General features: G+C 72.9%; 13 protein-coding genes and 3 pseudogenes. 12 read left to right on the forward strand and 4 right to left on the reverse strand.

Translation table 11 applies throughout. The features are described 5' to 3' along the window. The 11 genes and pseudogenes from HOY81_RS20660 to rfbH form a co-directional block, all read left to right on the forward strand. Positions 1–362, forward strand: a pseudogene (locus HOY81_RS20660) (hydrolase); the annotation flags it as partial. Positions 363–466: 104 nt separating this feature from the next. After that, complete coding sequence (locus HOY81_RS20665) at positions 467–934, forward strand: nuclear transport factor 2 family protein (protein WP_237321973.1); 468 nt, start codon at positions 467–469, stop codon at positions 932–934. A 10-nt stretch (positions 935–944) separates the two neighbouring features. Then, positions 945–2,012, forward strand: a complete 1,068-nt coding sequence (locus HOY81_RS20670) for an LLM class flavin-dependent oxidoreductase (protein ID WP_237321974.1) — start codon at positions 945–947, stop codon at positions 2,010–2,012. A 37-nt stretch (positions 2,013–2,049) separates the two neighbouring features. After that, positions 2,050–2,991: a 3-hydroxyacyl-CoA dehydrogenase NAD-binding domain-containing protein gene (locus HOY81_RS20675; RefSeq protein WP_237321975.1), complete on the forward strand. Its 942-nt coding sequence runs from the start codon at positions 2,050–2,052 to the stop codon at positions 2,989–2,991. A gap of 257 nt (positions 2,992–3,248) precedes the next feature. Continuing rightward, positions 3,249–4,459 (forward strand): annotated as a pseudogene (locus HOY81_RS20680) (helix-turn-helix domain-containing protein). Positions 4,460–4,659: 200 nt separating this feature from the next. Then, complete coding sequence (locus tag HOY81_RS27490) at positions 4,660–4,782, forward strand: hypothetical protein (protein ID WP_272893086.1); 123 nt, start codon at positions 4,660–4,662, stop codon at positions 4,780–4,782. Between the two features lie 123 nt (positions 4,783–4,905). Further along, complete coding sequence (locus HOY81_RS20685; RefSeq protein WP_237321976.1) at positions 4,906–5,046, forward strand: hypothetical protein; 141 nt, start codon at positions 4,906–4,908, stop codon at positions 5,044–5,046. Then, a complete protein-coding gene (locus HOY81_RS20690; RefSeq protein WP_237321977.1) occupies positions 5,043–6,221 on the forward strand; it encodes a methyltransferase domain-containing protein in 1,179 nt (392 codons plus the stop codon). The genes HOY81_RS20685 and HOY81_RS20690 overlap by 4 nt, the downstream gene beginning before the upstream one ends. 301 nt (positions 6,222–6,522) lie before the next feature. After that, positions 6,523–7,851 (forward strand): NDP-hexose 2,3-dehydratase family protein, encoded by a 1,329-nt coding sequence (locus tag HOY81_RS20695; protein WP_237321978.1) that lies wholly within the window; start codon positions 6,523–6,525, stop codon positions 7,849–7,851. Next, complete coding sequence (locus HOY81_RS20700) at positions 7,848–8,846, forward strand: Gfo/Idh/MocA family protein (RefSeq protein WP_237321979.1); 999 nt, start codon at positions 7,848–7,850, stop codon at positions 8,844–8,846. Before HOY81_RS20695 ends, HOY81_RS20700 begins: the two co-directional genes overlap by 4 nt. After that, positions 8,843–10,225: a lipopolysaccharide biosynthesis protein RfbH gene (rfbH, locus tag HOY81_RS20705; RefSeq protein ID WP_272893087.1), complete on the forward strand. Its 1,383-nt coding sequence runs from the start codon at positions 8,843–8,845 to the stop codon at positions 10,223–10,225. Before HOY81_RS20700 ends, rfbH begins: the two co-directional genes overlap by 4 nt. Before the next feature lie 94 nt (positions 10,226–10,319). Here rfbH and HOY81_RS20710 read toward each other — a convergent pair whose 3' ends face one another. Together HOY81_RS20710 and HOY81_RS20715 are read right to left on the reverse strand one after the other, a co-directional pair. After that, the gene (locus HOY81_RS20710; protein ID WP_237321980.1) at positions 10,320–10,796 is read right to left on the reverse strand and encodes a VOC family protein; all 477 of its coding nucleotides are present in this window, start codon (positions 10,794–10,796) and stop codon (positions 10,320–10,322) included. A gap of 242 nt (positions 10,797–11,038) precedes the next feature. Next, on the reverse strand, positions 11,039–11,857 hold the full coding sequence (locus HOY81_RS20715; RefSeq protein ID WP_237321981.1) for an AfsR/SARP family transcriptional regulator: 819 nt from the start codon (positions 11,855–11,857) through the stop codon (positions 11,039–11,041). 243 nt (positions 11,858–12,100) lie between these two features. Here HOY81_RS20715 and HOY81_RS20720 point away from each other — a divergent pair, with 243 nt between their 5' ends. Next, entirely contained in the window at positions 12,101–12,406 is a 306-nt protein-coding gene (locus HOY81_RS20720) for a PadR family transcriptional regulator (RefSeq protein WP_237321982.1), read from the forward strand. Here HOY81_RS20720 and HOY81_RS20725 read toward each other — a convergent pair. Next, positions 12,363–12,587 (reverse strand): annotated as a pseudogene (locus HOY81_RS20725) (response regulator transcription factor); the annotation flags it as partial. The gene HOY81_RS20720 and the pseudogene HOY81_RS20725 overlap by 44 nt on opposite strands. Before the next feature lie 137 nt (positions 12,588–12,724). After that, on the reverse strand, positions 12,725–13,999 hold the full coding sequence (locus HOY81_RS20730) for an APC family permease (RefSeq protein ID WP_237321983.1): 1,275 nt from the start codon (positions 13,997–13,999) through the stop codon (positions 12,725–12,727). Positions 14,000–14,226: the final 227 nt, after the last annotated feature.

Consider the following 14,226-nt stretch of genomic DNA (forward strand, 5'->3'; position numbering starts at 1 on the left):
GGCGGACGGCGCCGTCCGCCGACGGCTCCGGGCACGGCCCGGAGCTCACCGCGGCGCGGGCGGCCGGCGGGGCCGACGCCGCCGCCCTGCTGCTGGAGCGGGCGGCCCGGGTCGCCGACGACCCGGACGCCGGCGCGCTGGAGCAGGCCCGCAACCCCGCGGACTGCGCGCTCGCGGTGGAGCAGCTCGTGGACGTGGTCGAGCTGCTGTTCCGCAGGTCCAGCAGCACGGGCCAGCTCGCCGAGCATCCGTTGCAGCGGATCTGGCGGGACGTGCACTGCCTGGCCGGCCATGTCGCCCTGCGCTTCGACTCCGCCGCCGCGGGCTACGGCTCCCGGCTGCTGGAGCCCGGGGACGGCTGACCCGGCCCCGGCCGGGCCTGGACCGCAGGCCCCCGCCGGCCCGGCCGTCCCCGCCGCCCCGATGACGTATCCGATGGCACGCGACCCGTAGGAAGGCAGTTCGGATGAGAGACCGGACCACCCTGGCGCACGCACCGGCGGGACCCTTCGTCTCCGCTGAGCTCTACGCCCAGATGCAGCAGTTCTACGCCCGCCAGATGGGCCTGCTGGACGACGGCAGGCCCGACGACTGGGCCGAGACCTTCACCCCCGACGCGGTCTTCGCCGAGGCGAGCCGGCTGAGCGAGCCGCTGCGCGGCCGGGAGGCCATCCGGGCCTCGTCCCGGGCGCGCCAGGAGCGGCTGGACGCGGAGAAGATCGACTTCCGGCACTGGCTCGGCATGCTCGACGTGCGGCCGCAGGCCGACGGCTCGGTCCGCACCCGGGCCTACGCCCTCGCGATGCGCACCCCGCGCGGCGGCGAGCTGGACGTCTTCGCCAGCGTCGTCTGCCACGACCACCTGGTGCGGGTGAACGGTGCCTGGCACGTCCGGCACCGGGACCTGACCCACGACGGCTCCGGCCAGGACTGAGGGGCCCGCGATGAAGTTCGGGATCGTCTTCTTCCCCACGGTGGGCCCGCAGGACAAGCCGGCCCCGCAGTACTTCGACGAGGCGCTCCGCCTGGTCGACCTCGCCGAGGAACTCGGCTACGACCACGTGAAGATGGTGGAGCACTACTTCTTCGCGTACGGCGGCTACAGCCCCGACCCGGTGACGTTCCTGGCGGCGGCCGCGGGCCGCACCGAGCGGGTGCGGCTGGGCACCAGCGCCACCATCCCGGCGTTCCAGCACCCGGTGAAGCTCGCCGGCAAGCTGGCGATGCTGGACAACATCTCCGGCGGCCGGGTGGACGCGGCCTTCGGGCGGGCCTTCCTGCCGGACGAGTTCAAGGCGTTCGGGATCCCCATCGACGAGTCCAAGGACCGCTTCACGGAGGGCGTGGCTGCCGTCAAGCGGCTGTGGGCGGAGGAGGACGTGGTCTTCGAGGGCCGCTTCCACCGCTTCGGCCCGGTCACCCTGCTGCCCCGGCCGGTGCAGGCCCCGCACCCGCCGGTGTTCGTCACCACGGCACGCAGCGCCGAGTCGTGCGCGGAGGCCGGCCGGGCCGGCCACCACCTGCAGACGGTGCCGAACGTGATGTCCACCGAGGAGCTCCAGGACCGGATCTCCGTGTACCGCGCGGAGTGGGCCGCGTCCGGCCGTACGCCCGGCACCGAGCAGATCCACTTCAGCTACCCGTGCGTGGTGGCGGAGGACGGCGAGCGGGCGCGTGCGCTGGGACGGCACGACGACGACCGGAACAGCGCGGCGATCCGGGCGGCGGTCGCCTCCTGGGAGCACACCCGCAGCGACGCCTACCCGGGCTACGAGAAGCTGGTGGAGGCGACGCGGACGTCGCACTTCGACTCCAAGATGGCGCAGCGCAAACTGCTCATCGGCGCACCGGACCAGGTCCGCGCCCAGGTCGAGCAGATCGCCGAGTGGTTCGGCGACGACGTCACCCTCAGCCTCGGCGTCCACTCCGGGCATCTGTCCTTCGAGGACGCGGCGACGACGATGCGGCTGCTGGCCGAGCAGGTGATCCCCAAACTCCCGGCCGGCCGGTGACCCCGCCGCGCCCCCATCCGACGAAGCGAGGACGCACATGAGCCAGTCGCAGCAGCGCACGGTCACCGTCATCGGGGCGGGCACCATCGGCCTCGGATGGATCGCGCTGTTCCTCGGGTACGGACTCCGGGTCCGGGTGAACAGCCGGCGCCCCGAGGCCGAGCGGATCGTCGCGGAGGGCCTGGAGCTCTTCGCTCCCTTCCTCCCCGAGGGCACCGAGGACCCCGCCGGCTTCCCGGACCGGCTGGAGTTCGAGCCGGACCTGGAACGGGCGGTCGCCGGCGCCGACGTGATCGTGGAGAACGCCCCGGAGAACCTGGAGCTGAAGCAGGAACTCTTCGCCCGGGTCGGCAAGGCCGCGCGGGCGGACGCGCTGATCCTCTCCTCCACCTCCACCCTCGACCCCGACGACATGGGCGCCCTCATGGCGGACTCCGCCCGGCTCGTCGTCGGGCACCCCTTCAACCCGCCGCACGTCGTGCCGCTGGTCGAGGTCGTGGCCGGCGAACGTACCGCGCCGGAGGCCGTGCGGGAGGCCGTGGACTTCTACGCCTCCGTCGGCCGCCACCCGGTGGTGCTCCGCAAGCCGGTGCTCGCCTTCGCCGCCAACCGGCTGCAGTCCGCCCTGCTGCGCGAGTCGGTCCACCTGGTGAAGGAGGGGGTGGTGTCGCTCGAGGAGCTGGACCAGGTCGTCACCCACTCCATCGGCCTGCGCTGGGCCACCGTCGGGCCCTTCCTCGCCTTCCACCTCGGCGGCGGGACCGGCGGCCTGCGCAAGTGGCTGGGCACGCTCGGCGCCGGGCTGGAGAAGGGGTGGGAGCTGCTCGGCACACCCTCCCTGGACGAGGAGACCATCGGGTCGCTGATCGACCAGGCGGAACAGGCCTACGGCACGGACCGGTACGAGGAACTGGTCCGGGAGCGCGACACCCGGCAGACCGCGGTCCTGCGGGCCCTGGCGGAGGCGGGCGCCGACTGACGCGGCGACCCGCCCCGGCGGGCGGAGCGCTCGGGATTCCCGATGCGGGCCTCGCCCGCACCGGGAATCCGCCCGCGCGGCGACTCCCGGTGCGCCACCGGCGCTCCCGTCCCGTCCGCGGTGGCCGGCTCGGCCGCCGAGACCGCGCACTGCGGCCGGCACGGGACAGCGAGGAAACAGCCCGGTCACGGCCCACCACTTGCATGCACGTGCCTACCATCGAAGCGGACCGCCCGACGACCCGTAGAGGTGGACGTGTGAGCAACTGGGCCGATCTGACGAGCGGCAAGCGCATCAAGCACCTGCGCGGGGCGGACCTCACGCAGCAGGGTCTGGCGGAGGCCGCGGGCGTTTCGTACGCACTGGTGCAGAAGGCAGAGCAGGACCGCGGCGAACTCTCCGTCGGCTCCCTGCTCAAGCTCGCCGCCGCTCTCAACACCGATGTGGCTGTGATTCTCGGGCAGCAGGCACCGCGCCGGGGCATGGACCAGAGCAACCGCGCCGCCTTGCGCCGGCTCTCCGACGCGGTGCATGAGAGCGCACTCGGCGAGTGGGAAGGTATCGACGACCCGAGCAGCACCGACGACCTCGCCGCCGCGCGCGACCTCGCCTGGGGCGCGTACTGGGACAGCGACACGGCGAAGGTCTCCAGTCTCGCCACACGGGTACTCATGGAAGGGCGGGTCAGATACGCCGGCGCCACCGGCGCCGAGCGTGACCGCCTCGCTGTGGTCCTGGCGAGTACGTACCGTGTCGCCGCATCGTGTGCGAACGGGTTCGGGCAGCGTGACCTCGCCCTGTCCGCGCTCACGTCGGCGAGATTGCTCGCGAAGCAGGCCGACGATCCGCTGATGACAGCCCTGCTCGAGTCGACGCTGTCGTGGATCTACCTTCGCGGGGCGAGGATGCCGCGCGCGGTCGCCGTTGCCGAGCGGGCCGCGCTCGAGATCGAGCCGTCGTTCAGCAAGGCGTCCCGCCCGCAGTTGCTCGCGTATGGCCGACTGATGATTTCGGCGGCCGTGGCGGCCTCGAGGCGGGAGGACGAGAACGCGGCCGACGACTACATTTCGCAGGCTCACGCGGCGGCGGCGAGGCTCGGCGGGGACATGAACTCTACGGGACCAGTTTCGGGCCGACGGCGGCGAAGACGGAAGCTGTCGGGATTCATGTTGCCCTGAAGAACTACGGGCGCGCCCTCAAGCTCGCGGGGCAGCCGGACATGCAGCGTCTTCCCTCGACCATGTCGAAGGTCGCTCGGAACCGGTACAAGCTCGACGTGGCCCTCGCGCAGTGCTCGGCCGGCCTGTACGACAAGGCCGCCGACACGTTGGTCGAGGTCGGTACGGACGCCCCGCAGTGGGTGAAACACCAGGCGTTGCCCGGCGCGATCGGTAAGCGGCTGGCTGCGGTCTCGACGGCCCGCGTGCGGATCATCGGCGAACTGATCGGCGTCCCCCTGGTCGCATAACGCCTACGGAGCGTAGGAGTTGACGGCCGCTCACCGTGGGCGAGTCCTACGCCCCGTCTCTTCACTGTCCGTGAGCGATGCGCCACGATGGGCACATGGTCGGCAGCGGGAGCGGAGCAAGGCAGGGGTCGACTGCGGCCCGCAGATCCGAAAGGGAACGTAAGCGGCGTCAGGCGCTTGCGGACCACGCGGCCGGCATCATGCCGGGCGGGAAGGACACGCTGAAGAAGGTCGACCGATTCCGCGTCGTGATCTGCCTGTGCGCCGCCGCGAACTCGGGTCTCACCACACAGCGGGAGGAGTACGCCGCGGCGTTCGGCTGAAAGATCGCCGGCCGCGACGAAGCGGTGTTCCTGGTCTCCGCCTCCGTCGGGCTCGACGTAGGTCGTCCGGCCGAGGCGGGTTTCAGAGCACCACCAGGAGCACCACCGATGAGGAGGTACAGCGTGGAATCTCAGCCGTGGATCATGCGGGCCGACGGCGGTAACCCGCAGGACGACAGCGACAGCGGCAACAAGCACGGCGGCGGCGGTTCGGACGAGGGTGGCAACACGTCGGACGGCCAAGGCCCGGCGGATGGCCGGTGAGCGAGCACGAGGTGAGGGAGGCCGGCCCCGCGGCGCTGGCCTCCGTGCTCACGGAAAAGGGCGCGCTGTCCCCGGACTGGTTGCCCGCGTACAAGGCCGTGCCACGGGATGCGTTCGTGCCCGACCATCTGTGGCCGGGCACCGCCGGCGGCAACCGGCAGGGCGAGTTGATCGACCGGCAGACGGACCCGGCACGGTGGTGGGAGAAGGTCTACAGCGACGTCCCCCTCACAACGCAGTGGGACGACGGCGCCCACACGGGAACCGACAAGGGCCGTGCGCCGACCTCGAGCAACAGCATGCCCACGATGGTGTTCTCGATGCTGCGCGAGCTGGGCGTCGAGCGCGGTTGTCGCGTGCTCGAGGTCGGCACCGGTACCGGCTGGAATGCCGCGCTGCTCGCCTACCGGCTCGGGCCCGACAACGTCGTCACGGTCGAGGTCGACCCGACGGTCGCCGAGGAAGCGCGTCGCCGGTTCGCCGCGTGCGGCCTGCGGCCGGTATCGGTCGTCGGCGACGGAGCGTACGGGTACGTGGCGCGCGCACCATACGACCGGATCATCGCGACGTGCGGGGTCTCGCGAGTGCCGTACGCATGGATCGAGCAGGCGTCTCCCGGCGCGGTGATCGTCGCCCCGTGGGGGCCTGCGTACGGCGGGCAGGGCGTTGTGCGGCTCACCGTCGGCGAGGACGGTACGGCGTCGGGGCCGCTGGTCATGTCGTCGGCGTTCATGCGCCTCCGCGACCAGCGCGACCGCTTCCCCCCGACGGCGTCGTTCCCAGGCGCCGCGCAGTGGCCGGCCGACGGCGAACAGCGCAGGTCGTCCCTGTCGCCTGACGACATAGGCGACTGGCACCACATGTTCACGCTCGGCGCGCAGGTGCCCGATCTGTTCTGCCGCGTCGAGTGGGGGCGCAGCGGGGCGTACCGGCTGTGGCTGCTGGAAATGTCCGGCCGGTCGTGGGCGACAGCCGACTACGCACAGGGGCGGACCGAGTACCCGGTCGTCGAGTACGGGCCGCGCCGGCTGTGGCGTGAGGCCGAAGCCGTCATGTCGTGGTGGCGCGAGCAGGGCGAGCCGCGCTTCGCCCGGTACGGGCTCACGGTCACGCCGCAGCGGCAACAGGTGTGGCTCGACCTCCCGGACAACCCGGTGCCCGTGCGGGTGCCGTAGGTTTCCGCGCACCTCGTTCCCCCGGTGCGGGACGCGCTGGACAGCCAGTGGCAGTGGCAGCAGTCGGGAACCCCGGCACACCCACGATCGCGCCCCGGCCGTGGCGAGCGGGGCGCGATCCGTGTCACCCGGTGAGCTGCCCCGCGGCGCCCGGGAGGCGGTGCTCGGGACGGGCGGAGGACGAGCGCCGGAACGCGGTGGGGTGCCCGGGAGGGGCCGTGGCCCGCCCGGGCTTCGAGTCCGGCTCGACGGACGTGCCGGAGGCTGGCCGCACCACCGCCCGCCGACCGGGAGGACCACCGTGTTCCGCCAGACGTCCGCATTCCTCGACTGGTTCGCCGAACGGAACGGTACGCACCGCCACCGGGTGACCCCGGTGCCCCTGAACCGGCTCGACGGCTGGGCGGCCGACCCGGAGACCGGGAACCTGCGCCACCGCAGCGGCCGGTTCTTCACCGTGGAGGGGCTGGAGGTGACCACCGGGCGCCGCGAGGTCCCCTCCTGGACCCAGCCGGTCATCGTCCAGCCCGAGTCCGGTCTGCTGGGCATCCTGGTGCAGGACCTCGGGGGCGTACGGCACTTCCTGCTCCAGGCGAAGATGGAGCCCGGGAACGTGAACACCCTCCAGATGTCGCCCACCGTGCAGGCCACCCGTTCCAACTTCACCCGGGTGCACCGCGGCCGGGCCGTGCCGTACCTGGAGTACTTCCTCGCGCCCCGCCGCGGCCGGGTGCTCAGCGACGCCCTGCAGTCCGAACAGGGCGCGTGGTTCCTGCGCAAGCGCAACCGGAACATGATCGTGGAGGTGCCCGCCGGCGAGACGGTGCCGGTGCGTGACGGCTTCTGCTGGCTGACGCTGGAGCAGATCGGCGACCTGCTCGCCCTCGACAACGTGGCGAACATGGACACCCGCACCGTGCTGTCCGGGCTGCCGGCGCCCTGGCCGGACGCGGCGGCCGGGCCCGGCGCGGAGGAACACGGCCTGCACACCACCGCGGAGCTGCTCAGCCGGCTGACCGAGGTGCGGGCCGCCGGGGACCTGCACCGGCGGCGCATCCCGCTGCACGAGGTGAAGGGCTGGGCCCGGTCCGGCGAGCGGATCGCCCACGAGGACGGGCGCTACTTCTCGGTGATCGGGGTCGACGTGGAGGCCGACGGGCGGGAGGTGGCGCGCTGGTCCCAGCCGATGCTGGCCCCCGCGGGGCGGGGCGTGGTCGCCTTCCTGACCCGGGAGATCGGCGGCCTGCGGCACGTGCTGGTGCAGCTCCGCACCGAGGCCGGGACGTTCGACGTGGCGGAGCTGGCCCCCACCGTGCAGTGCCTCCCGGCGAATCACGCGCATCTGCCCGCCGCGCGCCGGCCGCGCTTCCTGGACCGGGTGCTGGACGCGCCGGAGTCCCGCGTCCTCTTCGACGTCGTGCACTCCGAGGAGGGCGGCCGGTTCCACCACGCCGAGAACCGCTATCTCGCCGTGGAGGCGGGCGAGGATGTGCCGCCGGACCCGGGCGGCGACCACGTCTGGATGACGCCCCGGCAGCTCGGCGCCCTGCTGCGGCACTCCCACGTCAACGTCGAGGCGCGGAACCTGCTCACCTGTCTGCGCTTCCTGCGTCCGGAGGGCGCCCGGTGACCGCCCCGTTGGGGCTGGGGGTGCTGGGCGCCGCCGACATCGCCGTACGGCGGGTCCTGCCGGCGGTGTCCCGCACGCCGGGCGTCGAGCTCGCGGCCGTCGCCAGCCGCGACCCGGAGCGCGCCGGGGCGGTCGTACGGGAGTTCGGCGGCGCGGTGCTCCCCGGCTACCCGGAGGTGCTGGCCGACCCGCGGGTGCATGCCGTCTACGTACCGCTGCCGGCCGCGCTGCACGGACGCTGGGTGCGCGCGGCGCTGGAGGCCGGGAAGCACGTGCTCGCGGAGAAGCCGCTGACCACCGACGCCCGGGAGACTGCCGCGCTGGTGGACCGGGCCCGCCGGTCCGGGCTGGTGCTGCGGGAGAACTACATGTTCGTGCACCACCCGCAGCACCGCACGGTGCGGCGGCTGCTCGCCGAGGGCGCGGTGGGCCGGGTACGGGTGGTGTCGGCCGCCTTCACCATCCCGCCGCGGCCGGCCGCGGACATCCGCTACCGGGCCGCGCTCGGCGGCGGGGCGCTGTTCGACGTCGGCGGCTATCCGCTGCGCGCCGCCCGGATGCTGCTCGGCCCGGGCCTGCGGGTCACCGGAGCGGTGCTGCGCCGCGACCCGGCGCGGGACGGCGTGGACGTGGCGGGCAGCGTGCTGCTGCACCGGGCCGACGGGGCGGCCGCCCAGCTCTCCTTCGGCATGGAGCACCACTACACGTCCCGCTACGAGGTGCTGGGCAGCGCGGGCAGGCTGCGCCTCGACCACGCCTTCACCCCGCCCGCGGACCACCGCCCGGTGGTCGTGCTGGAGCGGGCGGCCGGCACCGAACGACGGGAGCTGGAGCCGTACGACCAGTGCCTCGGCGCCGTGCAGGCGTTCGTCCGCGCCGTGCAGAGCGGCAGGGCGGATTCCGGGGCCGGCGGCGAGGACCCCGTGCAGCAGGCCGAACTGACCGCCGGCGTCCACCGACTCGCGCAGTACGCCTTGGGAGGCGACCCACGTTGAACGCACACCACGGGAACAGCAGCAAGCAGGCGCAGGCCGCGCCCCGGGAGAACGAGGAGGCCCGGGAGGCGGCCAGGGCCCGCATCCTGGACCAGGTCCGCGACTACCACGCCCTCGGGGACCAGCACGGCTCCGGCGGCGGACCGTTCCGTCCCGGCGAGACGGAACTGTGGCCCTCCGGTGCCGTCTTCGACGCGGAGGACCGTGCGGCGCTGGTGGAGGCGGCGCTGGAGATGCGGATCGCCTCGGGCGTCAGCTCGCGCCGCTTCGAGCGGCAGTTCGCCAAGTACTTCCGGCTGCGCAAGGCGCACCTGGCGAACTCGGGCTCCTCGGCGAACCTGCTGGCGCTCTCCGCCTTCACCTCACATCTGCTGGAGGACCGCCGGCTGCGGCCGGGGGACGAGGTGGTCACGGTGGCGGCCGGCTTCCCCACCACCGTCAACCCGATCATCCAGAACGGTCTGGTGCCGGTCTTCGTCGATGTCGAGCTGGGCACCTACAACACCACCCCGGAGCGGATCGAGGCGGCGATCGGGCCGCGCACCAAGGCCGTCATGGTCGCCCACGCGCTGGGCAACCCGTTCGCGGCGGAGGAGGTCGCGGCGCTCGCCGAGGAGCACGACCTCTTCCTGGTGGAGGACAACTGCGACGCCGTCGGCTCGACCTACCGCGGACGGCTCACCGGCACCTTCGGCGACATCGCCACCACCAGCTTCTACCCCGCCCACCACATCGCCATGGGCGAGGGCGGCTGCGTCCTCACCGACAACCTGGTGCTGGCGCGGATCGTGGAGTCGATCCGCGACTGGGGTCGTGACTGCTGGTGCGAACCGGGCGAGAGCAACCGCTGCTTCAAGCGCTTCGACTACCAGTTCGGCACGCTGCCGCACGGCTACGACCACAAGTACGTCTTCTCGCACGTGGGGTACAACCTGAAGGCGACCGACCTGCAGGCCGCCCTGGGGCTGAGCCAGCTCCGCCGGCTGGACGCGTTCGGCGCGGCGCGCCGGGCCAACTGGCAGCGGCTGCGGGAGGGGCTGGACGGCGTGCCCGGGCTGCTGCTGCCGGAGGCCACCCCGGAGAGCGACCCGAGCTGGTTCGGCTTCGCGCTCACCGTGCGGCCGGACGCCCGCTTCACCCGCAAGGAGCTGGTGGACTTCCTGGAGAGCCGCCGGATCGGCACCCGCCGCTTCTTCGCCGGCAATCTCACCCGGCACCCGGCGTACCTGGACCGGCCGCACCGGATCACGGGCTCGCTGGAGAACAGCGACCTGGTGGCCGAGCACACCTTCTGGGTCGGGGTCTACCCGGGCCTGGACGAGGAGCGGATGGACTACATCGCGGAGTCCGTACGGGACTTCGCCGCGAAGCACTCCTGAGTGTCTCCTGAGCGCTCCTGAACACGCGAGCACTCCCGAGCCGGAAGGCCGCGGAGGGCCGCCCCGGGCCCGTGGCAGGGCGCTCCGGGGCGGCTCAGCCGCCGGTCTCCATGGAGCCCATGGCCTGCTGGGCGCGTTTCTCCAGCTCGTCCGGGGGGACGTCCTCCACGTGGGTGGCGACGTTCCACCGGTGCCCGAAGGGGTCCTCGAACTGCCCGGTGCGGTCGCCGTAGAACTCGTCCTTCACCGCCTGCAGCTCGGTGGAACCACGGTCGAGGGCCGCGGCGAAGGCCGCATCGACGTCCGTCACGTAGACGTACAGCGTGACGGGCGTGCCGCCGACCGCCCGGGGCCCACGAAAGCCCATCTCGGGGAACTCGTCGGCGAGCATCACGACGGCGTCGCCGATCTGCAGCTCCGCGTGGCCGATCCTGCCGTCGGGGGCGGGCATCCGCATCCGCTCCGTCGCGCCGAGGACGGCGACGTAGAAGTCGATCGCGGCCGCGGCTCCGTCCACGCACAGGTAGGGCGTGACGCGCGGGAAGCCGGTCGGGACGGGTTCGACGCTCATGCCTCGCGCCCTTCCTCTCGATGACGAGTCCTCTCGATGACGAGTCCTCTCGGTGACGAGTCCGGCCGGCGAAGAGTCCGGCCGGCGACGATCCGGCGGCCGGGGCCGGCGCGGACACGGCAGACATACCGCACCAACGGGACAAGCCTCGCACGAAACTCCTCGCCACGCAGCCGGAGACCCGTCGGCGCCCCTGGGGCGCCGACGGGTCCGCGGCGGCACCGGAGCGCCCCGGTGCGGGCTCAGAGGAGGGCGGGCTCCCGCACCGCGTGCTCCCCCGGCTCCGGGCCGTCGGCGCCGCCGGGGTTCCGCGGGTCGAGCAGGGCGAGCTGGAGCCGCTGGAGGTCCGGGGAGGGCTCCAGACCCAGCTCCTCGGTGAGGATCGCGCGCAGGTTCTGGTACGCCTGGAGCGCCTCGGCGCGCCGCCCGGAGTCGCCCAGCGCCCTGATGAGCCGGCTGTGGAACCACTCGTTGAGCGGGTAGTCGTTCACCAGCTTCCGCAGTTCCGGGATGGACTCCCGGCGGCGGCCGAGCTGGTGCTCCGCCTCGATCCGGATCTCCAGGGCGCGGATGCGCAGTTCCTCCAGGTGCACGAGGTGACCGGTGAGCACGTCGCCGGCCGGGATGTTGGAGAGCGCGGGCCCCCGCCAGAGCTCCATCGCGCGGTCGATGCCCCGGACCGCGGCCTCCCGGTCGCCGGCGACGAGGTCGGCGTACGCGGCGGAGACCAGCCGCTCGAAGACGCGGATGTCGACCTCGTCGTCGGCGACCCGGATCGCGTATCCGGGGGCCCGTGTGACCAGCAGCGGACGGTCGGGAGCGACCAGGCCTTCGCTCACGAACATCCGGCGGGCGTGGTAGACGTACGTCTGCAGGGTGGTGAGCGCACTGCGCGGGGGACTCTCCCCCCAGAGTTCCTGAATGAGGGAATGCGACGTGACGATCTCGTTCGGTCGGGTGAGTAACAGCGCCAGGGTCTGGCACACTTTCGGCGTGCTGGGCAGAAACGATTTTCCGCTGTCCGCGACGATTTCGAAGGGGCCGATGAGATTGAACCGCACCGCAGCTACTCCTCTGCGTGGGGGGCGAAGAATGCCGTTGCCGGGGTTCTTGAAGTGGCAACCAAACAGTAGGCGGGTACGGTGCGGCTCCTCCATCCCACCGGAATGACAATGTCACTTGTCTCCGGACCGGGGAGACGGCCTCGGGGAACAAGCGGGCTCGGGTCACTCCGGAGTCCGTCTCGTGCAGGCGGATAGGATCGGGTACCGATATCGGTTTCGTCACTGCCGGAGGTGGGCCAGGTGCGGGAGTTCCAGCGTGGCGCGGTGCGGCTGCACATCCTGCATCACGCGGCCGAGGAGGAGATCCACGGTGCGTGGATGACCGTGGAGCTGGCCTCCCACGGCTACCGGATCAGCCCCGGCACCCTGTACCCGACGCTGCACCGGCTGGAGGCGGACGGACTGCTGGTCTCCGAGCAGCGGGTGGTCGACGGCCGCGCTCGCCGCGTCTACAAGGCGACCGAGGCCGGGAAGCAGGCCCTTGCGGAGGACCGGCGGGCGCTCAGGGAGCTCGCCCGTGAGGTTCTGGGCGACGAGACGCCGTAGCGTACGGCGCGATCCACGGTGAGCGCGGCCAGGAGCTGCGCGGAGTCACCAGGCCGGATGCGTGGGCGAGGACCACGAGCTGGGCGCGGTCGCGGGCGTGGAGCTTGGCCATGGCCCGGTTGATGTGGGTCTTGGCGGTCGCCGGGCTGACGACCAGGCGGTCGGCGAACTCGTCGGCGCTGTCGTGGCCCTCCCGCTGGGGCTGGGCGCCGTTCTCCTCGGCCGCCGGGCCCTGACCCGCTACCGTCGCGCCGGCCGGCCTGCCGGCCGGACGACCGGACGACCGGACGACCGGACGACCGTCTGAGCCTCACCCGGTCACGAGGTGCGTGCGGACACCGCGCGCCGGACCCCGTAGGCGGCGACACCGACGGCCAGCACCGCAGCTCCGGAGACCATGGAGGACAGGGGGAGGGCGAAGGCCAGGAGCAGGCAGCCGGCCAGCCCGACGGCGGGGACGAGGCGGTGGGGACGGCCCTCGTCGGGGGTGAGGGTCCAGGCGGACGCATTGGCGACGGCGTAGTAGACCAGGACCCCGAAGGACGAGAACCCGATCGCCCCGCGCAGGTCACCGGTCGCGGCGGCCACGGCCACGACGGCGCCGACCAGCAGCTCGGCGCGGTGCGGAACCTGGAACTTCGGATGGACGGCGGCCAGGGCGTGGGGCAGGTGCCGGTCGCGGGCCATCGCCAGGGTGGTGCGGGAGACTCCGAGGACCAGGGCGAGCAGGGAGCCGAGCGCGGCGACGGCCGCACCGACGCGGACGACGGGGACGAGCCAGTCGGCGCCCGCGGCCCGCGCGGCGTCCGACAGCGGCGCCGGCGCCTCGGCCAGGTCGTCCGGTCCCAGCACCATGAGGACGGAGACCGCGACGACGGTGTAGAGGACGAGGGTGATGCCCAGCGCGATCGGGATCGCCCTGGGGATCGTGCGGGCCGGGTCGCGGACCTCCTCGCCCAGAGTGGCGATGCGCGCGTACCCGGCGAAGGCGAAGAACAGCAGACCCGCCGCCTGGAGCACCCCGCCGACGGTGGCGTCCGAGCCGGCGTCCAGCCGGGCCGCGTCCGCCGCACCTGAGGTGAGGGCTGCGACCACCACGGCGGCGAGGACCGCGAGGACCACGGCCACGATGGCCCGGGTGAGCACCGCGGACTTCTGCACCCCGGCGTAGTTCACCGCGGTCAGCGCCACCACGGCGGCGACCGCGACGGCGTGCGCCTGGCCGGGCCACACGTACGAGCCGACGGTGAGCGCCATCGCCGCGCAGGAGGCCGTCTTGCCGACGATGAAACCCCATCCCGCCAGATGGCCCCAGAACTCCCCGAGGCGCTCACGGCCGTACACGTACGTGCCGCCCGACGCCGGATACCGGGCGGCCAGGCGCGCGGAGGAGGTGGCGTTGCAGTAGGCGACCAGGGCCGCCAGCGCCAGACCGAGCAGCAGCCCGGAGCCGGCCGCGCGCGCGGCCGGGGCGAGCGCGGCGAAGATGCCGGCGCCGATCATCGACCCCAGACCGATCACGACGGCGTCGGGCACGCCGAGCGTCCGCCGCAACTCCTCCGGGACGCTGCCGCCGGCCGATGGCTTGCTCATGGACATACTCCTCACCGACACGAGGCCGCACGCTTTACGGACTCCGATATCGGCAGACGATATATGACCGGGACGAGACCCCACGGTCACGGCCCCACACAGCGCGCACTCGAGGAGGCGCTGCGGACCGCGCGGGAGGTCGAGGCGCACGCCCCGCACTGCGGGGTCGTCCTCACCGTGTGCGGGAGGAAGGACCGGCCGGGCGGCGGCCCGGCCGCGGTCGGACG

This window comes from Streptomyces sp. JJ36, from assembly GCF_021696945.1.
Lineage (GTDB): Bacteria > Actinomycetota > Actinomycetes > Streptomycetales > Streptomycetaceae > Streptomyces.